This is a genomic window from Ectothiorhodospira sp. BSL-9 (assembly GCF_001632845.1).
GTDB lineage: Bacteria > Pseudomonadota > Gammaproteobacteria > Ectothiorhodospirales > Ectothiorhodospiraceae > Ectothiorhodospira.
The window spans coordinates 386987-413706 of sequence record NZ_CP011994.1; the positions used below are offsets into that span (position 1 = coordinate 386987).

The following is a 26720-nucleotide window of genomic DNA, read 5'->3' on the forward strand; positions in this document are numbered from 1 at the left end:
AAGGTTTCGCGCTGCGTGACTGGGTTTCTGATCGACCATGATAACTGATCGTCCACCGGGGCGCAGGAGGCCGGGGGCCTGCACCCGATGGGCTCACCCGGGGAGGTCAGCCGGAGGACTCGATGAACCGATGGGGATTGGTATGACGACCATCCTTGAGCACCTCGAAGTGCACATGCGTGCCGGTGGCCCGACCGGTGGCGCCCATTTTGGCGATCACATCGCCCCTGCGCACCGTATCCCCCACCGAGACCAGCATCTCCTTATTGTGGGCATAGCGCGTGACATAGCCGTTACCGTGATCAATCTCCACCAACTTGCCAAAGGCGTCGTTATAGTCGGCAAAGACCACGATCCCACCGGCCACGGCGATGATCTCGGTGCCCGGAGCGGCGGCGAAGTCCACCCCCCGATGGAAGGCCTGGCGGCCGGTGAACGGATCGGTGCGGGTGCCATAGCCGGAGGACATCCAGCCCGTCCTCACCGGACGCCCTGCAGGGGTCACCTCTTCCTGCAACTGGTCGGAGAGGATCAGCCGACCCAGCAGCCGCAACTGGGACTCCCGATCGTCCAGCACTCGGGCCAGATCGTCCAGCTCCCGCGTCAGGTCGGATCGCCGGGTGTCCTGCAGGACATCCTCAGGCCCCCCGATGCCAGGGAGCCCGGCAAAATTGAATTCGCCATCGTCCAGCCCGGCCATGCTCACCAGCTTGCTGCCCAGGGCGTCCAGGCGTGTGGCCTGGGCCTGAAGCTGCGCCACCCTGAGGGTGAGCGCATCGAGGCTGGCCTCGGTGGTGTCCCGGGTCTGGCTGAGTTGTTCACGTTGCTCCACCAGCGCCCTTTCCCACTGGACGAAAATGGCATCCGGGGGGGCCTGACGGCTGCCCAACTGGAATCCGGCCCACAGCAGCATGCCACCGACCACCAGCAAGGCGGCGATGGGCATGGCAAACTGTTGCCAGCGGGTAAACTGGATACGACGTGGACCGTTTTGGCCCTGACCTGCCAGTAGGATGATCTGCATGGCGACCTGAGTTTGTGAGTGACACCACCCGACCAAACCACGAGCCGGAATAAGGCGGGGGATGCGCTCGGCACAATCCCGTATAAAACTACAAACTTTGGGATAATAGCGAACGAACCCGCTCAAGGGAAACCATTCACGCCCAGACCACCCCGGGAAGATTCACCATGCGTGCCCCCCGAACCTATCTCGATCCCACGATGCTGGACCAGGCGCGACGACTGGAAGCCATGACCCAGAGCGTGCGCACGCTGCTGCCGCCGGGGCTGCGGGATCATTGCTGGGTGGGGAACATCAAGGACGGCGTATTGATCCTGGTGACCGATTCCGGCACCTGGGCGCATCAGTTACGCTACATGCAGCGGGAGGTGCTCAAGCAGATGAAGGCCTACCACGGCATCAGCGCTCGATCCGTCAAGATCCGCGTGCGCCCGGTGATGCAGGCCTTTACGCCACGCCCCGGCAAGCCGCTACCCCCGCTCAACGAGGACGCCCGCGAGGCCCTTTCCCGGGCCGCGGATTCAGTGGAGGATCCGGAACTGAGGAAGACCCTGCGTCGCTTTGCAACGCAGGGCTGATGTGAAAGCGCTCAGGCGGTGGCCGCCTGGGCGTAGGAGATGGGCAGACGCTCGGACTCGTCCTCGAAGGTGACGATCTCGTAGGCGTCCGGCTGCTTGATCAGCTGGCGGATCAGGTGATTGTTCAAGGCGTGACCGGACTTGTAACCCTCAAAAGCGCCAATCAGGCTGTAGCCCAACTGGTACAGGTCACCGATGGCATCCAGGATCTTGTGCTTGACGAACTCGTCCTCGTAACGCAGGCCGTCCTCGTTGAGCACGCGGAAGTCATCAAGCACCACGGCATTGTCCAGACTGCCCCCCAGGGCCAGCTGCTTGCCCCGCAACGCCTCGATATCGCGCATGAAGCCGAAGGTGCGGGCCCGGCTCACTTCCTTGACGAAGGAGGTAGTGGAAAAATCCAGCTCAGCACTCTGGATGCCACCGCTGAAGATGGGGTGATCAAAACCGATGGAAAAGGCCACCTTGAAGCCATCGAAGGGTTCGAATCGGGCCCACTTGTCATCCTCACGCACCTCCACCGGCTTCTTGATCCGGATGAAGCGTTTGGGCGCGTTCTGTTCAACGATGCCCGCTGACTGGATCAGGAACACAAAGGGGCCTGCACTGCCGTCCATGATGGGCACCTCGGCAGCACTGACCTCCACGTACAGGTTGTCGATCCCAAGGCCAGCCACGGCCGAGAGCAGATGCTCCACCGTGGAAACCCGCACCGGCCCATCCACCATGGTGGTGGACAGACAGGTATCTCCCACATTCTCGGGGTGGGCCTTGATTTCCACCACCGGATCCAGATCGACGCGCCGAAAGACCACACCGGTGTCCGCCGGGGCGGGGCGCAACATCAGGTAGATCTTCTCCCCTGTGTGAAGCCCCACGCCGGTGGCCCGGATGGTGTTCTTGAGTGTGCGTTGTCTGATCACAGTGATGTCCTCGGAGCACCGGACAGCCTCGAAAGGGCGCCCTGCCGTTCCCGCCAGGGCCGGACCGGCGTCGATAAAAGTTGACGACTATAGCACAGCATTATGTCATGTGCAGTGCAGCATAAGCGGCCGATCGTCGGCTGAAAGTCTCCGATGAGCGCCCGCCCGGCGCCGGGGGTACCCCGCCCCGCGAGGCACCCCCTGCCCTCCCCCGGCCATGATCAATCCGCCTGTTTGCGCAGGAAAGCCGGGATATCCAGGTAGTCCATATTGGTATTGCCGGAAGAGTCATAACCGCCACCACTTTGCTGCTTGCGCATGACGGCAGGACGGTCCAGCTTCTCGTAGTCCACCACTTCCAGTTCCGACTGACCGTGCTGCACGGCCGCAGCCGCTGCACCGCCGGCGGCAGCCACCTGATGGGTCTCCACCAGCTTGACGGCCGGCTTCTCCCGGGTGGGACGGGTGGCCTGCCCCGGGGTGCCCAGACCGGTGGCCACCAGGGTCACGCGCAGTTCGTCGCCCATGTCCGGATCGATGACCGTACCCACCACCACAGTGGCGTCTTCGGAGGCGAACTCCTTGACGGCAGCGCCCACTTCCTCGAACTCGCCGATGGACATGTCCATACCGGCGGTCACATTCACCAGGATGCCGCGAGCCCCGGAAAGGTTCACGTCCTCCAGCAAGGGGCTGGAGATGGCGGCCTCGGCGGCCACCCGGGCGCGGTCACCGCCGGAAGCAGTACCCGTACCCATCATGGCCATACCCATCTCCGACATCACCGTGCGCACGTCAGCGAAGTCCACGTTGATCAGGCCCGGACGGGTGATCAACTCGGCAATACCCTGAACCGCACCCAGCAGCACGTCATTGGCGGCCTTGAAGGCATCCAGCAGGGTGACGTTCTTGCCCAGCACCGAGAGCAGCTTGTCATTGGGAATGGTGATCAGGGAATCCACATACTTGGCCAGATTCTCCATCCCCGTCTGGGCCACCTGCATGCGCTTCTTGCCCTCGAACGGGAAGGGCTTGGTGACCACCGCCACGGTGAGCACGCCCATTTCCTTGGCGATCTGCGCCACCACGGGCGCGGCGCCGGTGCCCGTGCCACCGCCCATACCGGCGGTGATGAAGACCATGTCGGCCCCATCGATCATCTCCTGGATGCGCTCCCGATCCTCCAGGGCGGCCTCGCGGCCCACCGTGGGGTCGGCACCGGCACCCAGCCCCTTGGTGATGTGGGCGCCCATCTGCAGCAGCGTCTTGGCGTCCACCCGTTTCAGCGCCTGGGCATCCGTGTTGGCGCAGACAAAGTCCACGCCCTCGATAGAGGCGTTGACCATGTGCTGCACCGCATTACCACCGCCGCCACCGACGCCGATGACCTTGATGACCGCGTTTTGCGGATAGGTATCCATCAGTTCAAACATTTCCGTTACCTCCTAGAACCCATTGGTTCATTCACCGAATTGATTTTGCGATTCCCGATCTCACCCAACCAGCCGCCGCATTCCCGTCTATTCTTTGCCATTCCCTTACCCCGCCCGCATCACAGGTTCCCCTGGAACCAACTGCGCATGCGCGCCCAGACCGATTTCATGCCACCGCCGCGCACCCCCTCACCGGTACGCTCCAGACGGCTTTCATGACCAAACAAAAGCAGGCCCACACCGGTGGAATGCACCGGGTTGCGAACCGCATCCACCAGCCCGGTCACGTAATGGGGCAACCCCAGTCGCACCGGCATGTGGAACACCTCTTCCGCCAGTTCGGCGACACCTTCCATCTTCGAGGAACCCCCGGTGAGCACCACGCCGGCTGCCACCATCTCCTCGCAGCCGGAGCGCCGCAGTTCCGACTGCACCAGGGACATGAGTTCCTCGTAGCGAGGCTCCACCACCCCGGCCAGTGTCTGGCGTGACAACCGACGCGGGGGACGATCCCCCACGCCCGGCACCTCGATGGTTTCCTCCGGATCCGCCAGCTGACGCAGGGCGCAGGCATACTTGATCTTCAAATCCTCGGCATACTGGGTGGGCGTGCGCAGGGCCACGGCAATGTCGTTGGTCACCTGATCGCCGGCAATGGGGATCACCGCCGTGTGACGGATGGCCCCATCGGTGAACACGGCGATATCGGTGGTGCCGCCACCGATATCCACCAGGCACACCCCCAGTTCCTTCTCATCCTCGGTGAGCACCGCGTAACTGGACGCCAGTTGCTCGAGGATGATGTCGTCCACCTCCAGACCACAGCGGCGGACGCACTTGATGATGTTCTGGGCCGCGGAGACGGCGCCCGTGACCAGATGCACCTTGGCCTCCAGCCTTACCCCGGACATGCCCACCGGCTCGCGAATACCCTCCTGCTCGTCGATGATGAATTCCTGGGGCAGCACATGCAGGATGCGCTGGTCCGCCGGGATGGCCACCGCCCGGGCGGCATCGATCACCCGCTCCACATCCGCCGGCGTGACCTCCTGGTCCTTGATGGCCACCACGCCGGTGGAGTTGAGGCTCTTCACATGGCTGCCGGCGATACCGGTGAACACCGAGTGGATCTGACAGCCGGCCATCAGCTCGGCCTCCTCGATGGCCCGCTGAATGGACTGCACGGTGGACTCGATGTTGACCACCACACCTTTCTTGAGGCCTCGTGAGGGGTGCGAGCCGATACCGACGATCTCGATCTCCCCTTCATCAGAGATCTCGCCGACGATGGCCTCCACCTTGGAGGTCCCGATATCCAGGCCGACGATCATTCCCTTATCCGATCGCTTCGACATAAGTCTTGTTCTCCCGTACCCGGACGTTCGCTGTCTGTCGCTGTTGCCTATTGGCCATAAACGTCTTCAAGTCATTCATTCCAATGCCTCCGCCGGCTCTCCCCAGGCGACGGCAATACCGTTGGTGTAACGCATGTCGATGCGCTTGATGGGTTCGTCCCGGTGTTCTGTCAGTCGCGGATACATGCGCACCAGGCGATCCAGCCGATCCGTATCCATGCCGCGCCCCATGACCACCTGACTGCCATCCTGCAGGTGGATCACCCAGGAGCGGCGTGCATCCTCCTTGAGTCCTTCCACCTCCAGCCCCACGTCCGCGAGACGGGCCTGAACCGCAAGATAACGCTCCATCAGCGGCCGCTCCCGCCCGGCGCGACCCCACAGGGCGGGCAGTCCCTCGGGCTGACTCTCCATCGGGGGGTGGAAAAGCTCGCCATACTGGTTGAGCAGGGCCGTCTCGCCCCAACGGGCCACCGGGACCTGCTCATCCACCCGCACCACCAGACGATCCGGCCATTCACGGCGCACGGAGACGCCATGCACCCAGGGCATCGCTTCCACCGCCCGCTCCACCGGGCGCAGATCAAGACTGAAGAACCCGCCGCTCACATAGGGCACCAGGGTCTCCGATATGGCCTGGCGATCCAGGTACTGGAAGTCCCCCTCGATCACCACGCTGCGTACCGGCAGGGTCTCCGGATGCAGGAGTCGCTCCACGCCCTGGATCACAAGCGCCATCAGCAGCACGGCCGCCCCTCCCAGCCACACAAGGCGCAGGCCACGGCGCAGCCAGGGCTGGCGCCACCAGGGTGGTCGCGACAGATGACGCCGTGCCATGGTGCGTTTGCGCATGCGCACTGCATCACCGCCCTCCCGGCGTCAGGGTTGTGGCCAGAATACGGACGACCAGGGCCTGGAAATCCAGACCCGCCGCACGGGCGGCCATGGGGACGAGACTGTGATCCGTCATGCCCGGCACAGTATTCACCTCGATGAGCCAGGCGCCGCCCTGTCCATCCAGCATCAGGTCCACCCGACCCCAGCCCTCGCCGGATACCGCCTTGAAGGCATCCAGGGCCAGTCGCTGCAAACTCGCCTCCTCATCGGCGGGCAGCCCGCAGGGGCAGTGGTAGAGGGTGTCATCCGATTGATACTTGGCCTCGTAGTCGTAAAACGCCCGCGGCGTTTCCAGGCGGATCGGCGGCAGGGCCTGTCCATCCAGGATGGCGACGGTGTACTCGGCGCCACGCACCCAGTGTTCGGCAAAGACTGGCCCGCCACAGCGGGCGGCCGTCTCCTGTGCCTGACCCAGTTCCTCCCGTTGTGACACCTTGGTCATGCCAATACTGGAGCCCTCCAGGGCCGGCTTGACGATCAGGGGCAGACCCAGAGCCTCTGCAACGGCGCGGGGATCCGTGTCCTGCTCCAGCACCCGGAAGTCCGGCGTGGGCAGACCGGCGCCGCGCCACAGGCGTTTGGTCAGCAGCTTGTTCATCCCCAGGGCCGAGCCGGCCACGCCGCTGCCGGTATAAGGCAGGCCCAGCACCTCCAGGGCTCCCTGGATGACGCCATCCTCTCCGCCCCGGCCGTGCAGGACGATAAAGGCCCTGTCGTACCGTTCCCGGGCCAGTACATCCAGGATGTCCCGCCCCACATCCACGCCATGGGCGTCCACACCGGCGGCACGCAGGGCCTTGAGCACCTCGGCACCGCTGCGCAGCGAAACCTCCCGCTCCGCGGACCAGCCGCCCATGAGCACCGCCACCTTGCCAAAATCCGCCACGTTCGAATGATTCATGCCCGATCCTCCCGACGGGGTTCACCGACAATGCGCACCTCGGACTCCAGCGCCACACCGTGATGCGCCTGCACCGCCTGCCGCACATGGTTCATCAGGGCCTCGATGTCCTGGGCCCGGGCACCGCCGGTGTTGATGATGAAATTGGCATGCTTCTCCGACACCTGGGCGCCGCCGATGGCAAACCCCTTGAGCCCGCAGGCCTCGATCAGACGCGCCGCATGATCCCCGGGGGGATTGCGGAACACCGAGCCGCAGGAGGGCTGGCCGATGGGTTGTGTCTCCCCGCGCCGGGCCAGCAGCGCCTTGATGTGCTGACGGCTGCGGGCGCCATCGCCGGCCTGGAACTGGAGCACAGCCTCCACGAACCAGGCCTCTCCACGGCCACGCACCGAGCGGTACCCCACCTGGTATTCCGAGGGGTGGCGCCGCTCCATGCGCCCCTGGCGGTCGATGGTCAACACCTCCCGCACATGGGACCAGGTGTCATCGCCCCAGGCCCCGGCATTCATGGCCAACGCGCCGCCCAGGGCACCGGGGATCCCGGCGAAGAACTCCCCGCCCACCCGGTCATGCTCGGCGCAAAAGCGGGCCAGCTTGGCGCAGCTCACGCCAGCCCCGGCCCGGACCCGCTGATCTTCCAGTATCTCCAGGTCGTCCATGATGCCGCTGCACGCGATGACTGTGCCGCGCACACCGCCGTCTCGCACCAGCAGATTGCTGCCCAGTCCGACCCACATCAGGGGCTCGCCGGCACGCAGGCCGGAAAGGAAGCGGCTCAGATCCTGCGTGTCGGCAGGGCGATACCAGCGATCCGCAGGGCCGCCCACCCGCCACGAGGTGTGGCGCGCCATCAGCTCATTGATACGCAGTTCGCCGCGCAGGTGGCTGACCCTCATGTCACCCCCCCTTGCACGCCCAGGGCTCGCGGCAGGCTGGCGGACAGGGCGCCCACATTGCCGGCGCCCTGCGTGAGCAGCACATCGCCATCCTCGAGAACGCCCTTGAGGGCCTCCACCAGGCGCTCCGGGGCGTCCACAAAGACCGGGTCCACCCGTCCACGCACGCGGATCGCCCGGGCCAGGGTACGGCCATCGGCGCCCTGAATGGGCTCCTCGCCCGCCGGATAGACCTCCAGCAGCACCAGGGCATCGGGCTCGGACAAGGTTTCGGTAAAGTCCTCGAACAGGTCCCGGGTACGGGTGTAGCGATGCGGCTGGAAGGCCAGCACCAGGCGGCGGTCCGGCCAGGCGGCACGGGCGGCGGCCAGGGTAGCGGCCACCTCAGTGGGGTGATGACCATAGTCATCCACCAGCAGCACCTGGCCGTTGGCGGTTTGCAGCTCGCCATACACCTGGAAACGACGCCCGATACCCTGGAAACCCTGCAGGGCCCGCTGGATGGCCTCGTCACCGACCCCCAGTTCGTGGGCTACAGCCACGGCCGCCAGGGCGTTGAGCACGTTGTGACGCCCAGGCAGGTTCAGGGTGACCGGGAAGCCCGTATCCCGCCCCGGCAGATGCAAAAGGAAATGGGTACGGGTGCCATTGGCCCGCACCTGCGTGGCCCGCACATCGGCTGGATGCTCCACCCCGTAGGTGAGCATGGGGCGCCCAATACGGTCGATCAGCTGGCGGATCTGGTCATCATCCACGCACAGCACCGCCAGACCATAGAAAGGCAGGTGATGCAGGAACTCCAGGAAGGCGTCCTTGAGCCGTGTGAAATCCCCCTCATAGGTCGCCAGATGGTCGGCATCGATATTGGTGACCACGGAAATCATGGGTTGCAGGCACAGGAAGGAGGCGTCGCTCTCATCGGCCTCCGCCACCAGGTAACTGCCCTGCCCCAGCCGGGAATGGCTGGCGGTGCTATTGAGGCGCCCGCCGATGACGAAGGTTGGGTCCAGCCCCCCTCGGCCAGCAGACTCGCCACCAGGCTGGTGGTGGTGGTCTTGCCATGGGTGCCGGCCACGGCAATGCCATAACGGAACCGCATCAGCTCGGCCAGCATCTCGGCGCGGGCCACCACCGGGATGCGCCGCTCGCGGGCCGCCCGCAGCTCAGCGTTGTCCGGATGGATGGCACTGGAGACCACCAGCACATCGGCGCGGGCCACATGGGCAGCATCATGGCCCCGATGCACATCCACCCCCAGCTCTTCCAGGCGCCGGGTGACCGCATTCTCGGCCATATCCGAGCCACTGACCTGATACCCCAGGTTGGCCAGCACTTCGGCGATACCGCCCATGCCCGAGCCGCCGATACCCACGAAGTGAATACGGCGGATGCGGCGCATACCGATCATGGCAGTGGGTGCATTCATTGCCCGTCACCTCCTCGCGCCAGGGCCTGACAGGCCTCTGCCACCCGCCGGGTCGCTTCGGGATGGGCCAGGGAGCGGGCCTTCTCGGCCATATCCAGCAGTCGCGGACGGGTCATCGCCCCCAGTCGCGCCGCCAGTTCTTCGGGATTGAATTCTGTTTGCGGCACCAACCAGGCCGCGCCAGGATCGGCCAGATAGCGCCCATTGGTGCGCTGATGGTCATCCACCGCATGGGGATAGGGCACCAGCAGCGAGGCCACGCCGGCCGCCGCCAGTTCGGACACGGTCAGGGCACCGGAGCGGCAGATGACCACGTCGGCCCAGGCATAGGCCTCGGCCATATCCTCGATGAAGGCGTCTACCCGGGCCTCCACATCGGCGGCCTGATAAGCCGCCCGGGCCTGCTCCACGGTACGCTCGCCCGCCTGATGGCGGATCAGGGGACGTTCTTCCCGGGGCAGTCGCGCCACGGCCTCGGGCACGCAGGTGTTCAGGGCCAGGGCCCCCAGGCTTCCCCCCACCACCAGCAGGCGTAGCCGCCCTTCCCGACCGGCCATGCGCTGGGCGGGGGCCGGCAGGCGCAGGATCTGTTCGCGCACCGGGTTGCCCACGGTCACCGCCTCGTGACGGGCGGCGAAGGTATCGGGAAACGCCTCCAGTACCAGATCGGCGGGGCCCGCCAGCCAGCGATTGGTCAGACCCGCCACGGCATTCTGTTCATGGATCACGAGGGGGCGTCCCAGGGCCGCAGCCATCAGCCCACCCGGACCGGAGGCGAAACCGCCCAGTCCCAGCACGGCGCGAGGCTTGAGGCGCATGAGCAGGGCAAGTGCGGCCCAGAGGGCCACACCCACACGCCATGGGGCCAGCAACCAGGTGCCCAGCCCCTTGCCGCGCAGGCCGCTCACCGGCAGCGTGTGAAAGGGGATGCCAGCCTCGGGCACCAGCCGGGCCTCCAGGCCACGCGCCGTGCCGAGCCAGCAGACCTCTTCCCCCTGGGCCTGAAGATGGGCTGCCACCGCCAGCCCCGGGAAGACATGCCCACCGGTACCTCCGGCCATGATGAGGATGGGACGCTGGCTCATGCGTTAGCCTCCGCTCGTACCTTGCGCCGGGGGCTGCGACGGCGCCAGCCTCCGCTTTCCACGGTTTCCCGGTGCACCCGTGCCAGCAGCCCCATGGCGGCGCAGGTCACCAGCATGGAACTGCCTCCGTAGCTCATCAGAGGCAAGGTCAAACCCTTGGTGGGCAACAGTCCCATGTTCACTCCCATGTTGATGAAGGCCTGCAGACCGATCCAGATGCCAATGCCGTAGGCCAGGAAGGCCCCGAACCGGTGGCCCACCGCCTCGGCCGCCTGGCCGATGGCAAAACTGCGCCAGACCAGGAAAACGAACAGCCCCACCACCACGCAGACACCCACCAGACCCAGTTCCTCGGCCATCACCGCAAACAGGAAGTCGTTGTGGGCCTCGGGCAGGTAGAACAGCTTCTGCACGCTACCCCCCAGCCCCACGCCGAACCAGGAGCCACTGCCGATGGCAATCAGCGACTGGGTGAGCTGGAAGCCAGTGTTGAAGGGATCGGTCCAGGGATCCATGAAGCCGGTGAGGCGGGCGATTCGATAGGGGGTCTGGATGGCCAGATAGGCCATGGCACTGCTCACCACGCCAAGCAGCAGAATGAACTGCCAAAGACGGGCACCACCCAGAAAGAGCATGCCCAGACCGATGGCCAGCAACACCACCGCGGCCCCGAAATCCGGCTGCATCAGCAGCGGTATGGTGGCCACTCCCAGCAACATCAGGGGTTTGACAAAGCCCATCAGGCTCTCGCGCACCTGGCGTCCATGGCGCACCAGGTACCCTGCCAGATAGACCGTCACCAGCAGCTTGACCACCTCGGACACCTGCAGGTTGAACAGGCCCAGGGAGATCCAGCGAGTGGAACCATTCACCGTCTTGCCCACGCCGGGGAGCAGCACCGCTATCAGCAGGACATACACCAGCACCAGCAGCAGCAGACCTGCCTGCTCCCAGTAGGCCAGACGCAGGGAATACAGGGCCCAGGCGGCCACCATCCCCAGCGCCACGAAGACCACCTGCCGCTGCAGAAAATAGAAGGGCTCGGCCATGCCAACGGAGGCAGATGCCACCATGACCAACCCAAGCGACAGCAGGGCCAGCACCACCAGGGCCAGACCCACGTCGACCCGCTGGTGAATCTCCACCGTCAGGCGGGTGCCCACATCGCGGCTTGCCTGGAGATCCAGCATCTTCATGACACCAGCCTCCGCACCGCCGCCTCAAAGACCTCGCCGCGGTGCTCGTAACCCCGGAACATGTCGAAGCTGGCACAGGCCGGCGAGAGCAGCACGCTGTCCTTGCGGCGCGCCAGACGCGCCGCCTCATCGACGGCCTGATCCAGGTCACGGGCCCGCACTACCGGCACCACGCCCCCCAGGGCCTGTTCGATGACACCGGCATCCTGCCCCAGAAGCACCACTGCCCGGGCCTTTTGCTGGGCCACCTGGCGCAGCGGGGTGAAATCCTGGCCCTTGCCCTGACCACCGGCGATCAGCACCACACGGCCGGGCAGCCCCGTCAGGGCCGCCAGCGTGGAGCCCAGGTTGGTCCCCTTGGAATCGTTGTACCAGTTCACGCCCCGGTAGGTGGTCAGCCACTGGCAGCGATGGGGCAAACCCGTGAAATCCCCCAGAGCCACGATACTGGTCTCCAGCGGGAGACCGATGGCGTCGGCCAGGGCCAGGGCCGCCAGGGCATTGGCGATGTTGTGGCTACCGGCCAGCCGAAGGGTGGATTCCGCCACCAGGGTCTGCTCCCCCCGGGACAGCCAGTGCACGCCACTGCGGGCATGCAGACCGAACTGCCCCTTTTGCGGGGCGTCCAGACCGAAACTCACCGGGGTCACCTCCGGTTGCATGGCGCTGACCACCGGGTCGTCCCGGTTGATCACCGCGGCCCGGGCCCGCTGGTAGATCCGGGCCTTGGCCTGGGCATAGTCGGTGAGGTCGCGGTAACGATCCAGGTGGTCTGCCGAGACATTGAGCACCACTGCCGCGGCACAGGCCAGGGAATAGGTGGTCTCCAGCTGAAAACTGGACAACTCCAGGACATAAAGGTCCGGCTCCGGGTCGCTGAGCAGATCCAGGGCCGGCGGGCCCAGGTTGCCACCCACAGCCACTCGGCGACCGGTGGCACGGGCCATTTCCCCCAGCAGGGTGGTCACGGTGCTCTTGCCGTTGGAGCCGGTGATGGCCACTACCGGAGCCGTGGCGGCCTGGGCGAACAGTTCGATATCTCCCTCCACCCGGGCCCCCGCCGCCACGGCGGCACGCACCGCAGGTTCCTGCACACTGACGCCGGGGCTCACCACCAGTCGATCGAAACCCGCGAACAGTTCGGGATCAAAGGGGCCGCAGTGCAGGGAAACCTCCGGAGCCAGGACCCTGAGGGCTTCGGCACCAGGCGGAGTCTCGCGGGAGTCGGCCACGCAGAAGGGCTCGCCGCGGGCGGTCAGATGCCGCGCCACGGAAAGCCCTGTGCTGCCCAGTCCCACGATCAAGGTATTCATATCCGTCGTCACATCCACACCGCTGTCAGCGGATCTTGAGGGTGGCCAGACCAATGAGCACGAGCACCACGGTGATGATCCAGAAACGGACAATCACCCTGGGCTCCGGCCAACCCTTGAGTTCAAAATGATGATGCAGCGGCGCCATCCGGAAGATGCGCCGCCCCGTCAGCTTGTAGGAGACCACCTGCAGGATCACCGACAGGGTCTCCACCACGAATACACCGCCCATGATCACCAGCACGACCTCCTGGCGGGTGGTCACCGCCAGCACACCCAGGGCCGCCCCCAGGGCCAGGGCACCCACATCGCCCATGAAGACCTGCGCCGGATAGGCGTTGAACCACAGAAAGCCCATGCCGGCCCCCACCAGAGCGGCCGAAAAGACCACCAGATCCCCCACGCCCGGCACGTAGGGAATGCCCAGGTAATCGGCGAAGATGGCATGGCCGGAGACATAGGCAAACACGCCCAGGGCGCCGGCCACCAGCACACAGGGCATGATGGCCAGGCCGTCGAGACCATCGGTGAGGTTCACCGCGTTGCTCGAGCCCACGATCACCAGCCAGGTGAGGGGGATGAACCAAAGGCCCAGATCGATGGCCACGTCCTTGAAGACAGGCATGATCAGGGTGGTCTCGATGGGGGTCTGCGCCGTGTAGAAGAGCAGGAACGCCGTGGCAAAGGCCACGACTGACTGCCAGAAGAATTTCTTGCGGGCCGACAGGCCCTGGCTGTTGCCGTAACGAAGCTTCAAGTAATCGTCAATCCCGCCGATTAATCCAAACAGGAGGGTGACGATGAGCACGATCCAGACAAATCGATTCCCCAGATCGCTCCACAGCAGGGTACTGACGGCCACCGCCACCAGGATCAATGCCCCCCCCATGGTGGGCGTGCCTGCCTTGCCCAGGTGGGTCTGGGGGCCATCGTCACGAATATGCTGGCCAATCTTGTACAGGGTCAGGCGCTTGATCATGGTGGGGCCCACCCAGAAGGCGATCAGCAGCGCCGTGAGCACACCCAGGATGGCGCGCAGGGTCAGGTACTGGAAGACGCTCAGTGCCGTGTAGTACTGGCTGAGATACTCAAACAGAATGAGCAGCATGCTCTTGACTCTCCGATTGTTCCTGTTGCCGCTCATCCGGCGTGATCAATGCTTCCACCACTCGCTCCATGCGTTGCCCCCGCGACCCCTTGACCAGCAGGGTTCCGTTCTTGTGCAAGGGGTTTTCAAGGGCAAGGATCAGGGCCTCCTGATCCTTGAAATGAAGGGCACCTTCCCCAAAGCCTTCCACCGCGTGCCGACACAGCGGCCCCACCGCCAGCAGTTGGTCCACCCCCCGGGCAGCGGCATATTCACCCGTCTGCCGGTGCAGGGCCGGACCATCGTCTCCCAATTCCCCCATGTCGCCGAGCACCAGGATCCGCGGCCCCGGCTCGTCCAGCAGCATGTCCACGGCGGCTCGCGTGGAGGCGGGATTGGCGTTGTAACTGTCATCGATGATGTTCAGGCCATCGGGTCCTGTGCGCCGCATCAGGCGACCGGGCACCGGGGCCAACGAACTCAGCCCGGCGGCAATGGTGTCAAGGCCAAGGCCCAGGGCCAGGGAGGCAGCGGCCGCCGCAGCCGCGTTGAGGCGGTTATGGGCCCCCGGCAGCGCCAGGTTCACGGGCAGGCACACGCCTTCATGACGAATCCATGCACCGCCATCGCCCCCCTGCCCCACCTGTACCTGTGCCCCTTCACCGGTGCCGAACAGCAGTGTGCGACGCCCCGTATTCAGGCCTTCCCAGAACGGCGCATAGGGATCATCGGCATTGATCACCGCCACCCCGTCGGGGCCCAGTCCCTGGAAGATCTCGCCCTTGGCCCGTGCCACCCCATCCAGACTCCCGAAGCCCTCCAGGTGTGCGGGGCCGGCATTGGTGATCAGCGCCACCTGAGGCCCCGCCAGGGACGTGAGATTCGCGATCTCCCCGGCATGATTGGCCCCCATCTCGATCACCGCAAACCGATGCTCCGTGGACAGACCCAGCAAGGTCAGGGGCACGCCGATATCGTTGTTCAGGTTGCCACGGGTGGCCAGGGTATTCCCCGCCTGCTGCAGGATGGCGGCCAGCATCTCCTTGACGGTGGTCTTGCCATTACTGCCGGTCAGGCCCACCACCCGGGCCGGGCAGCGACGACGCCAGCCCGCGGCCAGGGCGCCCAGGGCCTGACGGGTATCCTTCACCAGGATCCGGGGATGCCCGGATGCCACGGGACGACTCACCATCACGGCAGCGGCCGGCAGGTGGGCATCAATGAACTCGTGGGCATCAAAACGTGGCCCCTGCAAGGCCACGAACAGCGACCCTTCCGATACCTGGCGGGTATCCGTGGACACACCCGTCACGGTGACATCCTCGCCCCCTGGGGTGCCGTGACACAGGGCCGCCGCCTCCTGAAGGGAGAGCCGCATCATGCGCCACCTCCGGTCAGGGCCAGCGCCAGTTGCCGGTCGCTGAAGGGCCGAACCTCGGTACCCACCGTCTGCCCGGTTTCGTGGCCCTTGCCGGCAATCAGCACCATGTCCCCGGACCCCGCCTGCATGAAGGCATGGCGGATGGCCGCATCCCGGTCCGCCTCGATGCGCGCGGCATCTGCGCGCGCGAAACCCCGGCTCACCTCCTCGATGATGGCCATGGGGTCCTCCCGTCGCGGGTTATCGCTGGTGAGGATCACATGATCCGCATGCCGTTCGGCGGCCCTGGCCATCAGCGGACGCTTGCCCCGGTCCCGGTTTCCGCCGCAGCCGAACACGCACCACAGCCGACCGGCGCAATGGTCCCGGGCCGCCTGCAGGGCCTGGGCCAGGGCCTCGGGGGTGTGAGCGTAGTCCACCACCAGGGTCGGCCCCCGGCTGCCCCGGAAACATTCCATGCGCCCGGGGATCACCGGACTGCGCGACAGGCGTTCCAGGGCATCGGAGAGGGTCACGTCCAGGGTGAGCAATGCGCCCAGGGCAGCGAGCAGGTTCAGCACGTTGAACCGGCCCAGCAAACGGGTTTCCAGTTCGCCGTCACCCCAGGGGGTATGCACCCGGCAACGCACGCCCTCGGGCCCAAAGTGCAGATCCGAGGCATGCAGGTGATCACGTCCACCCGGATCGGCCCGCAGACCATAGCCGAGTATCTGCACATGATCTTCAATGCGACCGACCAGCATCTGGCCGAAGGGATCATCCAGGTTGAGAACCGCCGTCTTCAGGCCCGGCCATTCGAACAGCCTGGCCTTGGCCTCGCCGTACGCGGTGGCGGTGACGTGGTAGTCCAGGTGATCGTGGCCCAGGTTGGTCAGGATCGCCAGGTCAAAGTCCACGCCCGCCACCCGGGACTGGGCCAGGGCATGGGAGGAGACCTCCATCACCACCTGGCGAACACCCTGGGCGCCCATCTCGGCCAGGCGTCGATGCAGGGTGACCGGGTCGGGTGTGGTCAGCCCCGGATCCCGCAACTCGCCCCATCGGCCACAGCCCAGGGTCCCCAGGACTCCACAGGGGGCGCTCTCGCTATCCAGCGCGGCCGCCAGGATCTGCGATACCGAGGTCTTGCCATCCGTGCCGGTCACCCCGACCACCTTCATGGATCGACTGGGATGACCATGAAAACGCGCTGCCACCTGCCCCAGATACCGGCGAAGGTCCGGCGCCTCGATGTAAGGGACCTCTTCTCCCAGGCCAGGAGGACTGACCCCCTTGAGGGGTTCCCAGACCACGGCCGCCACGCCCCGACGCACGGCCTCGCTGGCATGCGTCAGACCATGATGATCATGGCCGGCCAGGGCAAAAAAGACTTCGCCGGGTTGAGCCCGGCGACTGTCAAGACACAGGCCGCTGATCTCTCGATCCCGTTCCACGGGCACGCTCACATGCGGACTCAGAAGGTCCGACAGGCGCCAGGCTTGAGTGGAGGAGCGGCGCGCGTTCATGCGGGATTGTCCTGACCGGGGCCGGAGACTGAGCGCAACGCGGGCAGATCGTCCGGCGGGATGTCCATCAGACGCAGGGCGCCACGCATGACATTGGAAAAGACAGGTGCCGCCACCTGCCCGCCGTAATACTGATCACCGCTGGGCTCGTCCACCATCACCACCATCACTAGGCGGGGATTGCTGGCTGGCGCCATGCCGGCGAACAGGGACAGATACCGCCGCTCGGTGTAACCGCCGGCACCGGACTTGCGCACGGTCCCGGTCTTGCCCGCCACCCGATAGCCTTCCACGCGGGCCCGTACCCCCGTGCCACCCGGTGCCACCGAGGCCTCCAGCATGTCCACCAGGGTGCGGGCCGTGCTGGCATGCATGACCTGCTCTCCAGGCCGGACTTCCTGAGATTGCACGAAGCGGGGCGCAGGCATCACTCCATCATTGGCGATGGCAGCATAGGCCTGGGCCAGTTGCAGCATGGACACGGACACACCGTAGCCAAAGGCCAGAGTGGCACGATCCACTTCCCGCCAGTAGAGAAAATCACGCAGGGTGCCACCGGCCTCCCCGGGAAAACCGCTGCCAGTGGTCCGACCGAAGCCCACCTGGTAGAAGGTTTCCCACAACGCCTGTGGCTCGATGGCCATGGCCAGCTTGCTGGCGCCCACATTGGAGGACTTGACCAGCAGGGTGGACAGATCAATCAGACCATAATTGCGGATATCGCGAATGGTGTGCCGTCCCACGCGCAGGGTGCCCGGGCTGGTTTCCAGCAGGGATTCCGGCTGAAACTGGCCCGACTCCAGGGCAGCGGCCACGGTAAAGGGCTTGATGGTGGAGCCGGGCTCAATCAAATCCGTCACGGCCCGGTTGCGAAACCGGTCCCCCTGGAGGGTTTCACGGTTATTGGGGTTGTAGGAGGGCTGATTGACCATGGCAAGCACATCGCCGTTCTGGGCGTCGAGGATCACAGCTGATCCCGCCCTCGCGCCGTGGGTACGGACCGCCGCCTTGAGCTCCCGATAAGCCAGGTATTGCAGACGCTGATCGATGGTGAGGTGAAGATCCTGACCATGGCTTGCGGGCCGGATGTTTTCCACGTCCCGGATCACCCGCCCAAGGCGATCACGGAGCACCCGCTTGGCCCCCGGCTCGCCCGTCAGCCAGGCGTTGTACCCCAGTTCGATGCCCTCCTGGCCCTGATCGTCGATATTGGTGAAGCCCAGTACGTGGGAAGCCACCTCACCCATGGGGTAATAGCGGCGGTATTCACGCTGCAGCGCCACGCCCGGCACGCCCAGCGCGGACACGCGCGCCCCCACCTCGGGGGTGACGTGGCGGCGCAGGAAGACGAATTCACGCCCGGTCCTATCCGACACCCGTCGATAAAGGGCGGTCGGATCCACGCCCAGCACCTGGGCCACCTCATGCAGGCGCTGTGGTTCTTCCAGGACCTCCTGAGGATTGGCCCAGACGGTATCCACGGGTGTACTCACCGCCATGGGCTCGCCCTGGCGGTCCATGATCATGCCCCGGTGTGCCGGCAGGGCGACCACGCGCAAGTGTCGCGCATCACCTTCACCACGCAGGAAGTCCTGCTGCACCACCTGCAGGTCCACGCCCCGGGCGAGCACGGCTGAAAAGGCGAGCACAAGGGCGCCCAGCACCACCAGGCGCCGCCAGCGGGATACTACCCCTGTGGTTTCTCCTTTCATCGTCACTCCAGCAGGATCACGGTGGTGCGGCTACCGGGCAGACGCATGTCCAGCCGCTGACTCGCCGCGTCCTCGATCCGGCCATGGGTGGCCCAGGTACTCTGCTCCAACTGCAACTGCCCCCACTCGATATTCAGTTCGTCCCTCAGGTTCACTTCCCTTTGCAGTTCCATGAACAGCAGGCGGCTCTGGTGCTTGCTGTGGATCACGGCCAGGGCACTGGCCATGACTGCCACGAACAGCACCCCGATCCCGGCCAGTTGCCAATTCACGACAGGCGCTCGGCAACGCGCAGTACGGCACTGCGGGCGCGTGGATTGACGGCCAGTTCGGCCTCACCGGACCGCTGAGCCTTGCCCACGTGACGCAAGGTGCGGCCTGGCGGCAGATCACGTACCGGCAAGCCACGGGGCACGGGCTCCCCCTCCACCTGACGACGGATGAAGCGCTTGACCCGCCGATCCTCCAGGGAATGAAAACTGATCACCGCCAGGCGCCCGCCGGGTGCCAGCACCTGGGGAACCTGGGCCAGACACGCATCCAGGGATTCCAGCTCCTGGTTCACATGCAGCCGAATGGCCTGAAAACTGCGCGTCGCCGGGTGCTTGTGACGCTCGTGCCGCGGCACGGCCTCGCTGATCAATTCCGCCAGGCGCCCGGTGCGTTCCACAGGCGCCTCCTCACGGGCCTCCACCAGGCGCCGTGCGATACGCCGGGCGAAGCGCTCCTCGCCCAGTTCCCGCAGGACCCTGACGATTTCACCTTCCTCGGCACGCGCCACCCATTGGGCTGCGGATTCACCCCGGTCCGGGTCCATGCGCATGTCCAGAGGGCCATCATTCATGAAGCTGAAACCCCTTGTTGCATCATCCAGTTGGGGTGAAGAGACCCCCAGATCCAGGAGCAATCCCTGCACGTGGCCCATGACGCCACACCCCTCCAGCAGACCGGACAGATCGGCGAATGAACCGCGCAGGAACTGAAAGCGTGGCTCGGCACCGAAACGCCGGCTGGCCACCGCCTGCGCCTGCGGATCCTGATCCAGGGCGATCAGACGCCCCCGCGGCCCCAGGCAGTCGAGGATGGCCGCACTATGACCGCCGCGCCCGAAGGTGGCGTCCACATAGATGCCATCTTCCTGCACCGCAAGCCCCGCCAGGGCCTCTTCCAGCAATACCGGTCGATGCGTGTCGGGGGCAGATGCCCCCCCATCAGAGGACGAGGGACTCAAGGGTCGAGCTGGGATCACCATCTTCATCTTCTTCCTGCAACCAGGCATCCCGGCTACGTGTCCAGGCATCCTCGTCCCATAATTCGAATTTCTTGCCTTGCCCCACCAGCACGGCCCGTTTATCCAGACCGGCATAGTCGCGCAAGGGCGTTGGAAGCAGGATGCGCCCCTGCCCGTCCAGCTCGCACTCGGTGGCATGACCGACGAGCAGACGCTGCATGCGGCGCGTCTTGCGATCCATATTGGGGCGGGAGACGAGGGCCTCTTCGATCCGCTCCCACACGGGCAGCGGATACACCAAGAGGCAGCCATCGCGATCAATGGTGATCACCAGACGACCCTGACAGGACTCCATCAGGCGGTCGCGATACCGTGCTGGCATCGCCATGCGCCCCTTGGCATCCAGATTCAGGTTGGTGATACCTCTAAACACGACAGCCCGGGCCCTCTGTATCGCCACCGGCAGGGGTGGCGATGGAGTCACGGGAACACAACGGTCGATGCTCGAAAGCACGACCCGATACCACCCATCCCCACGTTTCCCCACTTTTCTACACTATAGGTAGGGCCTCGCTGGGGTGTCAAGGGAAAAGCCGGAAGCGGCCCTGAAGATTTATACTTACGTCACAAATACTTACAAAAACCTTCACAGGTGGGTTAACGGATCTCGAAGCCTGCAGGAAGGGTTTCAAGAATAGTCAGCTGGTTGCGGAACACTTCTGAAAAAAGAATACGAAAAAGGCTCCATGAGCTTGGCTCACCGAGCTTTTTTCCCAACAAGGGGCGGCGGGGAAAAGTGGGGGCCAGAAGGCCCCCGGAGGGGAAATAAGGAGGAGTCGGCCGGTAAGCCGGGTTCTGTCGTGGACAATCATTCCTCTGGGGCGCGCGTCACCACGCGCCTCTAGCAGCCTACCCGGGTGCAGTGCGGGCCACACCAATGCACCCCTATTTGGCCTTGCTCCGGACGGGGTTTACCCTGCCGCGGCGTGTTGCCACCCGCGCGGTGCGCTCTTACCGCACCTTTTCAACCTTACCTGTGTCCGTGCCCGAAGGCCGCGGACCATCGGCGGTGTATTTTCTGTGGCACTTTCCGTCGGCTCGCGCCGCCCAGGCGTTACCTGGCGCCCTGCCCTGTGGAGCCCGGACTTTCCTCTGCGGCGTGGGGTCCGCAGCGACTGTCTGGCCAACTCCAGGGATCATCATACTGTAAATTTGGATAGTTTCAAGAGTGGCCGCCACCCTTTTTCACTCACCGCCGGCGGTCCCCCGGGGCAACCGGCGTCACCCCTGCCCCTTGAGCGCCAATGCCTGCTGATACAGGTCATTCTTGGGGGCCCCGGTGATCTGCGACGCCAGTTTCGCCGCCTGCTTCACGGGCATCTGCGCCAGACACAGCTCCAGCACCCGGATCGACTCGGCCGCCAGGGCATCCCTGGGGGCGTCGGGAGCCCCGGACACCAGCACCACGAACTCCCCTCGAGCATGATTGGGGTCGCTGGACACCCAGGCGCACAGATCTTCCAGGCTCCCTCCCTGGATCTGCTCGAAGGTCTTCGTCAGCTCCCTGGCCACCACCGCCTGACGCTCTCCCCCCAGGGTGTGGGCCATATCCTCCAGGCTGGCCTGAATGCGATGACTGGATTCGTAGAAGATGAGCGTGCCGGAAACGGCTACCAGGGCCTCCAGGCGGTGGCGGCGCGCCTGAGCCCGGGCAGGGAGAAAACCCTCGAACCAGAAACGGTCGGAGGGCAGGCCACTGACGGACAGGGCCGCAATCAGGGCGGCAGGACCGGGGATGGGCGCCACCCGGATGCCGGCGGCACGGGCGGCCGCCACCAGCCGAAAGCCCGGATCGCTGATCAGCGGGGTGCCGGCATCGCTGACCAGGGCCAGGGATTCTCCCTGTCTGAGCCGCTGGATCAGGGCCGGTACCTGTCGGTCCTCGTTATGCTCGTGCAGGCTCACACGAGGTGTCTGGACCCCATAATGGGTGAGCAGCCCGGCCGTGTGGCGAGTATCCTCGGCTGCGATCAGGTCGACACCGGCGAGCACCTGCACGGCGCGCGGGGACAGATCACCCAGATTCCCGATGGGCGTGGCCACCACATGCAGCACCCCACCCTCAATTGACACACTGCACCTCGGCCAAGATACTGACATTCCCATGAAAACAATACGTCAGTCTAACCCGGTACAAGCCCGCCGGGAAGGCTCGGCCACCCGCCCAATGCGACCCTGTGGATCACTGATGGACAGACAACACCACGCCGGCCAGCCCCTCCATGGAAACACCCACCGGGCAAGCCCCCCCTGGCGCGGCGCACGCACCGTGGCAGCCCTGCTGGTGATCACGCTGCTGATCTCTGCCTGCGCCGGCATCCCCCGCCCCATGGACGACGCCGAAGAGCGCCTGGCGCAGGCGCAGGCCCTGGAAGAGGCCCAGGAGTACCAGCAAGCGGCGGACCTCTACCTGGAGATCGCCCAGGGCCTGAGGGCCACACCCCGTGCGCGCGTGCAACTGGAGGCCCTGGAGATCCTCACCCGGGAGGACGCCACCCCGGCCCAGCGGGACCGCGCCGGGCAGTTACTGGAGGAAATCGACCGAGGCCGCCTGGAAGGCGACGAGCCCGCGCGCCTGGACATCCTGTCGGCACGACTGGCATTGCTGGAGGACGACCCCCGCGCCGCCCTGGAGAGGCTGCCGGAAGACCCCAGGGCCCTGCCCGACCGCCTGGCCCGCCAGGCCCTGGAAGTGGAGGCCCTTGCCCATGCAGCACAAGAGGACTGGATACGGGCAGTGGACGCCTGGGACGCCCTGGGTGCGCGCCAGCCCGATGCTGAACGGCGTCAGCAAACATTCGAACGACTCTGGGCCCTGACCCAGGAACGGGACCCGGACGCCCTGGAGGCCCTGCGGGACCGGGCCGACCGAGCGGCCACCCGGGGCTGGCTGGACCTGGGTTACGTAGCCCGGACCACGCCCCCCAGTCCGCGCGTTCTGGAGGATGCCCTGGATGACTGGCGTGAGCGGCACCAGGATCACCCGGCTGACCCGGTCTTCCTGGAACGCCTGCGAGAGCAATGGGCTGCCTACACACGGCACCCGGATCACGTGGCCGTGCTGCTGCCGCTCACCGGGCGCTTCGGATCCTCGGCCAATGCCATCCTTGAGGGCATCGTCGCCGCCTACTACGACACCCCCAGGGAAGAACGCACAACGCTTCGGGTGTACGACACGGGCGAGCAAGCCGACGCCAGCTGGACCCAGTACGAAAAGGCCGTGGAAGCCGGCGCCAGCCTGGTGATCGGCCCCCTGGAGCGCTCCGCTGTGAACCGCTTCGCGCGAGAATCCTCCTTGCCGGTGCCGGTGCTGGCGCTGAACCGGGCCGAGTCCCGGGACAGTTACCCGGATAATCTCTATCAATTCGGGCTGAACCCGGAGGATGAGGCCGTCCAGGCGGCAGAACGCGCGGTGCTGGACGGGCATCATGATGCGGTGGTGATGGTGCCCCGCACCGAACTGGGCGACCGCCTGCATCGGGCCTTTGAAGACCGTTACGAGGCCTTGGGTGGCCTGGTGCGCGATGTTCAGTTCTATGCCCCCGAGGCCACGGATTACAGCGACACGATCATCCAGGGGCTGCAGATCCGCGATACCCGCCCCACCCATCGACGCCGTTCATCGGATGGCGATCGGGCGGACCGTGGTTCTGATGAGCCCCGGTATCGCAGCGATGTGGACGTCATCTTCCTGTCCGGTGGCCCCCGTCAGGCCCGGTTGATCCGCCCGCAACTGCGCTACTACCAGGCCGGTGACCTGCCGGTGATCGCCACTTCGCATATCTACTCGGGGCAACCCGATGCCCGTGCCGATGCCGACCTCAACGGCATCGTCTTTGCCGACATCCCCTGGCTTCTGGATCAGGCCAACCCCCGTCCGGAACTGCGCGAGACCCTGAGCGACCAACTCTCGAGCACCTCACAGCAGTTGCCGCGACTGGTGGCCCTGGGCTTCGATGCCCTGCAGGTGAGCCCCATGGTGGAACGGCTGGCCCGCCACCGGGGTGAATATCACCAGGGCCTGACCGGGCGACTGCACATGGACGAGCAACGACGCATCATCCGCGAACTCAACTGGGCCCGTTTCATCGACGGGGAACCGCGGGTCATCGGCATTGGCGATGGGCTGATCAACCCGCTGGGCGACGAGGCATGGTGAACCGACGGGCCCAGGGGGACGTGGCCGAGGCCCGTGCGCGGGCCTATCTGGAATCCCGGGGCTTGCGGTTCATCCGTGCCCAGTTTCGCTGCAAGGTGGGCGAGATCGACCTGGTCATGGAGGACCGCGACAGCCTGGTGTTCGTTGAAGTCCGCCAGCGCCGATCAGCCCGCTATGGGGGCGCGGCGGCCAGCATCAACCACCGCAAGCAGCGACGCATCCTGCGCGCCGCAGCGTATTATCTGCAAATCCACGGCTGCCAGCGCCCGGCCCGTCTCGACGTGATCGCCATTGAGGCCGACAACCGCATCCAGTGGATACCCAATGCCTTTGAGGCGCAAGCCTGATCCAACCGAGCCCGTTCAATGAATCTGCAAGACATCATCCGCCAGACCTTTGCCGAAACCCTGGAAACCCATCAGGCAGCGGCCGACGCCCTGCCGCCCGCCATCGAACTGGCCGCCAACAACATGCTCGGTGCCCTTCTGGGCGGACACAAGGTACTGATCTGCGGTAACGGGGGATCGGCAGCGGATGCCCAGCATTTTGCCTCGGAGATGGTCAACCGGTTCGAACATGACCGGCCGGGCCTCCCGGCCATTGCCCTGACCACCGACACCTCCACCCTCACCTCCATCGCCAATGACGACGCCTTCGAGCAAATCTTCGCGCGCCAGGTTCGCGTGCTGGGCCAGGGGGGTGATGTGCTCGTGGCCATCTCCACCTCCGGGCGGTCACCCAATATCCTTGAAGCCATCCATGCAGCGCGGGAGCGCGATCTGCAGGTGATCGCCCTGACCGGACGGGATGGCGGCCCGCTGGCGGAATTGCTGACGGAGCGCGATGTGGAAATCCGCGTACCCTCCGAGCGAACGGCACGTATCCAGGAGGTGCACCTGGTGGTCATCCACTCCCTGTGCGATCTGATCGACCGGCAGTTGCTGGGCATCCGCCCATGACCGCCCCCGATCCGGAAAGACCCCTGTCAAAGGCGGCCATCAAGGCCCTCAAGGACGCAGTGGGGGCCGCCAATCTGCTGACCGAAGCGGCCGATCGCTGGCCCTACGGTGGCGACAACTCCCGCCTGCATGCCCCACCGCAAGCGGTGGCCTTCGCAACAGAGACGGACCAGATTCAAGCCCTGGTGGATGCCTGCCGAAGCCACTGGATCCCGCTGGTGACCCGCGGGCTTGGCACAGGCACCACGGGTGCCACCGTGCCCGATCAGGGAGGTGTGGTGCTCTCCCTGGAACGCATGAACCGCATTCTGGAAGTGGATCCGGACAACCGCATGATGGTGGTGGAGCCGGGCGTAACCAATCAGGCGGTACAGGACGCCGCCGCCAAACATGGCTTTTTCTGGCCCCCGGACCCCACCAGCGCCGCCTACTGCACCGTGGGTGGCAACCTCGCCTACAACTCGGCCGGCCCCCGGGCGGTGAAATACGGCACCCCCCGGGAAAACACCCTGGGCCTCACGGCCGTCACTGGTGCCGGCCGCCTGCTTCGCACGGGCGTTTATACCACCAAGGGCGTGGTGGGCTATGACCTCACCCGCCTGCTGATCGGCTCGGAGGGCACGCTTGGCATCATTACCCAGGCCACCCTGCGCCTCACCCCCCTGGCAGAGGGCAAGCGCACTCTGCAGGCTGTCTATGCCTCCATGGACGCTGCGGCCCGGGCCGTCTCCCGCATCATGGCCCACCCCGTGGTGCCCTGCGCCCTGGAGTTCATGGATGGCCGAGCCATCGAAATGATCCGCGACTATTCCCAGGCAAACCTGCCCAAAGCCGCGGGGGCGCTGCTGATGATCGAAGTGGACGGCCCCCTGGCAGGGCTGGACGAGGCCGCCCAAAGGGTCGCCGATGCGGCCCGTGGGGAGGGCAACCTGAGCGTGGCGCTGGCCAAATCCGAAAACGAGGTCAAGGCCCTGTGGGCCACCCGCAAGGCTCTCTCCCCTGCCCTGCGGCGCGTGGCACCCAAGAAGATCAACGAGGATGTGGTGGTGCCGGTCTCCCGCATCCCCGAGCTGATCCGGGGTCTGGAGTCCCTGGGCCGCAAGCACGACATCACCATCGTCTGCTTCGGTCATGCTGGCAATGGCAACATCCATGTGAATCTGCTGGTGGACCCGGACGATGCGCGCCAGATGAAGGCCGCAGCGGCCTGTCTGGACCAGGTGTTCACCCTGGTGCTGGAATTACGCGGCAGCATCTCCGGCGAGCACGGCGTGGGACTGGCCAAACGGGATTTCGTGGGCCGGGAGCTGGGCCCGGAGGTGCTGAGCCTGATGGAAGGCATCAAGGCCACCTTCGATCCAGCGGGCATCCTCAATCCGGGCAAGGGCGTGCCGCCCGCCCCACAGTAGCCCGCCACCGGACGTTTCGCCGCATACGCACGTGGGAGCGGCCCTCGGACGCGAAGGGTCTTTTCAAAACGAAGCCACAACAGCCTCCGAACCTCGGCGGGGCGGTATGCCTGGGAGCGGGTGTTCGCCGCATGGATGCGGCGGCCAAGCCTACAGGGATGTATTCACGGCGTCCCGCGGACAGGCA

The 26720-nt window shown here is 65.6% G+C and carries 23 protein-coding genes, 1 other RNA gene and 1 pseudogene; 5 read left to right on the forward strand and 20 right to left on the reverse strand.

Translation table 11 applies throughout. The annotated features are described in order from the left end of the window. Positions 1-106: 106 nt before the first annotated feature. Positions 107-1024 carry a M23 family metallopeptidase gene (locus ECTOBSL9_RS01995; protein ID WP_063463649.1) on the reverse strand — a complete coding sequence of 306 codons (918 nt, stop codon included), beginning with the start codon at positions 1022-1024 and terminating at the stop codon, positions 107-109. Between the two features lie 167 nt (positions 1025-1191). On the opposite strand from ECTOBSL9_RS01995, the gene ECTOBSL9_RS02000 reads away from it, so the two are divergent. Then, the gene (locus ECTOBSL9_RS02000; RefSeq protein WP_063463650.1) at positions 1192-1602 is read left to right on the forward strand and encodes a DUF721 domain-containing protein; all 411 of its coding nucleotides are present in this window, start codon (positions 1192-1194) and stop codon (positions 1600-1602) included. An 11-nt stretch (positions 1603-1613) separates the two neighbouring features. Here the strand turns inward: ECTOBSL9_RS02000 and lpxC are convergent, their stop codons facing one another. The 19 genes and pseudogenes from lpxC to rsmI all read right to left on the reverse strand — a co-directional run bounded on the left by lpxC (position 1614) and on the right by rsmI (position 22079). Further along, a complete protein-coding gene (lpxC, locus tag ECTOBSL9_RS02005) occupies positions 1614-2525 on the reverse strand; it encodes a UDP-3-O-acyl-N-acetylglucosamine deacetylase (protein WP_063463651.1) in 912 nt (303 codons plus the stop codon). A gap of 221 nt (positions 2526-2746) precedes the next feature. After that, the gene (gene ftsZ, locus ECTOBSL9_RS02010) at positions 2747-3958 is read right to left on the reverse strand and encodes a cell division protein FtsZ (protein WP_063463652.1); all 1212 of its coding nucleotides are present in this window, start codon (positions 3956-3958) and stop codon (positions 2747-2749) included. Positions 3959-4077: 119 nt separating this feature from the next. Then, positions 4078-5313 carry a cell division protein FtsA gene (gene ftsA / locus ECTOBSL9_RS02015; RefSeq protein WP_025280615.1) on the reverse strand — a complete coding sequence of 412 codons (1236 nt, stop codon included), beginning with the start codon at positions 5311-5313 and terminating at the stop codon, positions 4078-4080. Between the two features lie 75 nt (positions 5314-5388). After that, positions 5389-6165 carry a cell division protein FtsQ/DivIB gene (locus tag ECTOBSL9_RS02020; RefSeq protein ID WP_082829684.1) on the reverse strand — a complete coding sequence of 259 codons (777 nt, stop codon included), beginning with the start codon at positions 6163-6165 and terminating at the stop codon, positions 5389-5391. A gap of 10 nt (positions 6166-6175) precedes the next feature. Next, the gene (locus ECTOBSL9_RS02025; RefSeq protein WP_063463653.1) at positions 6176-7111 is read right to left on the reverse strand and encodes a D-alanine--D-alanine ligase; all 936 of its coding nucleotides are present in this window, start codon (positions 7109-7111) and stop codon (positions 6176-6178) included. Next, positions 7108-8010: a UDP-N-acetylmuramate dehydrogenase gene (gene murB, locus ECTOBSL9_RS02030; protein ID WP_063463654.1), complete on the reverse strand. Its 903-nt coding sequence runs from the start codon at positions 8008-8010 to the stop codon at positions 7108-7110. Before murB ends, ECTOBSL9_RS02025 begins: the two co-directional genes overlap by 4 nt. Then, a pseudogene (gene murC, locus ECTOBSL9_RS02035) lies at positions 8007-9436 on the reverse strand (UDP-N-acetylmuramate--L-alanine ligase). Before murC ends, murB begins: the two are co-directional and overlap by 4 nt. After that, positions 9433-10521 (reverse strand): undecaprenyldiphospho-muramoylpentapeptide beta-N-acetylglucosaminyltransferase, encoded by a 1089-nt coding sequence (gene murG, locus ECTOBSL9_RS02040; RefSeq protein WP_063463655.1) that lies wholly within the window; start codon positions 10519-10521, stop codon positions 9433-9435. The pseudogene murC and the gene murG overlap by 4 nt, the downstream one beginning before the upstream one ends. Beyond that, positions 10518-11717 carry a putative lipid II flippase FtsW gene (gene ftsW / locus ECTOBSL9_RS02045; RefSeq protein WP_063463656.1) on the reverse strand — a complete coding sequence of 400 codons (1200 nt, stop codon included), beginning with the start codon at positions 11715-11717 and terminating at the stop codon, positions 10518-10520. Before ftsW ends, murG begins: the two co-directional genes overlap by 4 nt. Further along, positions 11714-13030 (reverse strand): UDP-N-acetylmuramoyl-L-alanine--D-glutamate ligase, encoded by a 1317-nt coding sequence (gene murD, locus ECTOBSL9_RS02050; RefSeq protein WP_063463657.1) that lies wholly within the window; start codon positions 13028-13030, stop codon positions 11714-11716. Before murD ends, ftsW begins: the two co-directional genes overlap by 4 nt. A gap of 25 nt (positions 13031-13055) precedes the next feature. Further along, positions 13056-14138 carry a phospho-N-acetylmuramoyl-pentapeptide-transferase gene (mraY, locus tag ECTOBSL9_RS02055; RefSeq protein WP_063463658.1) on the reverse strand — a complete coding sequence of 361 codons (1083 nt, stop codon included), beginning with the start codon at positions 14136-14138 and terminating at the stop codon, positions 13056-13058. Then, positions 14119-15498: a UDP-N-acetylmuramoyl-tripeptide--D-alanyl-D-alanine ligase gene (gene murF, locus ECTOBSL9_RS02060; protein WP_063463659.1), complete on the reverse strand. Its 1380-nt coding sequence runs from the start codon at positions 15496-15498 to the stop codon at positions 14119-14121. The genes mraY and murF overlap by 20 nt, the downstream gene beginning before the upstream one ends. Then, positions 15495-17003 carry a UDP-N-acetylmuramoyl-L-alanyl-D-glutamate--2,6-diaminopimelate ligase gene (locus ECTOBSL9_RS02065; protein WP_063463660.1) on the reverse strand — a complete coding sequence of 503 codons (1509 nt, stop codon included), beginning with the start codon at positions 17001-17003 and terminating at the stop codon, positions 15495-15497. The genes murF and ECTOBSL9_RS02065 overlap by 4 nt, the downstream gene beginning before the upstream one ends. Continuing rightward, on the reverse strand, positions 17000-18715 hold the full coding sequence (locus tag ECTOBSL9_RS02070; protein WP_063463661.1) for a penicillin-binding protein 2: 1716 nt from the start codon (positions 18713-18715) through the stop codon (positions 17000-17002). Before ECTOBSL9_RS02070 ends, ECTOBSL9_RS02065 begins: the two co-directional genes overlap by 4 nt. A gap of 2 nt (positions 18716-18717) precedes the next feature. Beyond that, the gene (ftsL, locus tag ECTOBSL9_RS02075; RefSeq protein WP_063465952.1) at positions 18718-18942 is read right to left on the reverse strand and encodes a cell division protein FtsL; all 225 of its coding nucleotides are present in this window, start codon (positions 18940-18942) and stop codon (positions 18718-18720) included. A 41-nt stretch (positions 18943-18983) separates the two neighbouring features. Continuing rightward, positions 18984-19967: a 16S rRNA (cytosine(1402)-N(4))-methyltransferase RsmH gene (gene rsmH / locus ECTOBSL9_RS02080; RefSeq protein ID WP_063463662.1), complete on the reverse strand. Its 984-nt coding sequence runs from the start codon at positions 19965-19967 to the stop codon at positions 18984-18986. Next, on the reverse strand, positions 19927-20379 hold the full coding sequence (mraZ, locus tag ECTOBSL9_RS02085; RefSeq protein WP_063463663.1) for a division/cell wall cluster transcriptional repressor MraZ: 453 nt from the start codon (positions 20377-20379) through the stop codon (positions 19927-19929). Before mraZ ends, rsmH begins: the two co-directional genes overlap by 41 nt. 395 nt (positions 20380-20774) lie before the next feature. After that, positions 20775-21137, reverse strand: an RNA gene (gene rnpB, locus ECTOBSL9_RS02090) — RNase P RNA component class A. 90 nt (positions 21138-21227) lie between these two features. Beyond that, a complete protein-coding gene (gene rsmI / locus ECTOBSL9_RS02095; protein WP_371258993.1) occupies positions 21228-22079 on the reverse strand; it encodes a 16S rRNA (cytidine(1402)-2'-O)-methyltransferase in 852 nt (283 codons plus the stop codon). Between the two features lie 115 nt (positions 22080-22194). On the opposite strand from rsmI, the gene ECTOBSL9_RS02100 reads away from it, so the two are divergent. The 4 genes from ECTOBSL9_RS02100 to ECTOBSL9_RS02115 are packed head-to-tail and all read left to right on the forward strand — an operon-like array spanning position 22195 to position 26533. Next, the gene (locus ECTOBSL9_RS02100) at positions 22195-24165 is read left to right on the forward strand and encodes a penicillin-binding protein activator (protein WP_168161519.1); all 1971 of its coding nucleotides are present in this window, start codon (positions 22195-22197) and stop codon (positions 24163-24165) included. After that, positions 24159-24512 carry a YraN family protein gene (locus ECTOBSL9_RS02105; RefSeq protein WP_063463665.1) on the forward strand — a complete coding sequence of 118 codons (354 nt, stop codon included), beginning with the start codon at positions 24159-24161 and terminating at the stop codon, positions 24510-24512. The genes ECTOBSL9_RS02100 and ECTOBSL9_RS02105 overlap by 7 nt, the downstream gene beginning before the upstream one ends. Before the next feature lie 18 nt (positions 24513-24530). Then, positions 24531-25124 carry a phosphoheptose isomerase gene (locus ECTOBSL9_RS02110; protein ID WP_063463666.1) on the forward strand — a complete coding sequence of 198 codons (594 nt, stop codon included), beginning with the start codon at positions 24531-24533 and terminating at the stop codon, positions 25122-25124. Beyond that, positions 25121-26533 (forward strand): FAD-binding oxidoreductase, encoded by a 1413-nt coding sequence (locus ECTOBSL9_RS02115; protein WP_063463667.1) that lies wholly within the window; start codon positions 25121-25123, stop codon positions 26531-26533. Before ECTOBSL9_RS02110 ends, ECTOBSL9_RS02115 begins: the two co-directional genes overlap by 4 nt. The last annotated feature ends 187 nt before the right edge of the window (positions 26534-26720 follow it).

Coding starts and splice junctions, on each gene's coding strand:
- ECTOBSL9_RS01995 (WP_063463649.1), bottom strand. CDS start 1,024: ATGCAGATCATCCTACTGGCAGGTCAGGGCCAAAACGGTCCACGTCGT.
- ECTOBSL9_RS02000 (WP_063463650.1), top strand. CDS start 1,192: ATGCGTGCCCCCCGAACCTATCTCGATCCCACGATGCTGGACCAGGCG.
- ftsZ (WP_063463652.1), bottom strand. CDS start 3,958: ATGTTTGAACTGATGGATACCTATCCGCAAAACGCGGTCATCAAGGTC.
- ftsA (WP_025280615.1), bottom strand. CDS start 5,313: ATGTCGAAGCGATCGGATAAGGGAATGATCGTCGGCCTGGATATCGGG.
- ECTOBSL9_RS02020 (WP_082829684.1), bottom strand. CDS start 6,165: ATGCGCAAACGCACCATGGCACGGCGTCATCTGTCGCGACCACCCTGG.
- ECTOBSL9_RS02025 (WP_063463653.1), bottom strand. CDS start 7,111: ATGAATCATTCGAACGTGGCGGATTTTGGCAAGGTGGCGGTGCTCATG.
- murB (WP_063463654.1), bottom strand. CDS start 8,010: ATGAGGGTCAGCCACCTGCGCGGCGAACTGCGTATCAATGAGCTGATG.
- murG (WP_063463655.1), bottom strand. CDS start 10,521: ATGAGCCAGCGTCCCATCCTCATCATGGCCGGAGGTACCGGTGGGCAT.
- ftsW (WP_063463656.1), bottom strand. CDS start 11,717: ATGAAGATGCTGGATCTCCAGGCAAGCCGCGATGTGGGCACCCGCCTG.
- murD (WP_063463657.1), bottom strand. CDS start 13,030: ATGAATACCTTGATCGTGGGACTGGGCAGCACAGGGCTTTCCGTGGCG.
- mraY (WP_063463658.1), bottom strand. CDS start 14,138: ATGCTGCTCATTCTGTTTGAGTATCTCAGCCAGTACTACACGGCACTG.
- murF (WP_063463659.1), bottom strand. CDS start 15,498: ATGATGCGGCTCTCCCTTCAGGAGGCGGCGGCCCTGTGTCACGGCACC.
- ECTOBSL9_RS02065 (WP_063463660.1), bottom strand. CDS start 17,003: ATGAACGCGCGCCGCTCCTCCACTCAAGCCTGGCGCCTGTCGGACCTT.
- ECTOBSL9_RS02070 (WP_063463661.1), bottom strand. CDS start 18,715: ATGAAAGGAGAAACCACAGGGGTAGTATCCCGCTGGCGGCGCCTGGTG.
- ftsL (WP_063465952.1), bottom strand. CDS start 18,942: ATGGCCAGTGCCCTGGCCGTGATCCACAGCAAGCACCAGAGCCGCCTG.
- rsmH (WP_063463662.1), bottom strand. CDS start 19,967: ATGGTGATCCCAGCTCGACCCTTGAGTCCCTCGTCCTCTGATGGGGGG.
- ECTOBSL9_RS02100 (WP_168161519.1), top strand. CDS start 22,195: ATGGACAGACAACACCACGCCGGCCAGCCCCTCCATGGAAACACCCAC.
- ECTOBSL9_RS02105 (WP_063463665.1), top strand. CDS start 24,159: ATGGTGAACCGACGGGCCCAGGGGGACGTGGCCGAGGCCCGTGCGCGG.
- ECTOBSL9_RS02110 (WP_063463666.1), top strand. CDS start 24,531: ATGAATCTGCAAGACATCATCCGCCAGACCTTTGCCGAAACCCTGGAA.
- ECTOBSL9_RS02115 (WP_063463667.1), top strand. CDS start 25,121: ATGACCGCCCCCGATCCGGAAAGACCCCTGTCAAAGGCGGCCATCAAG.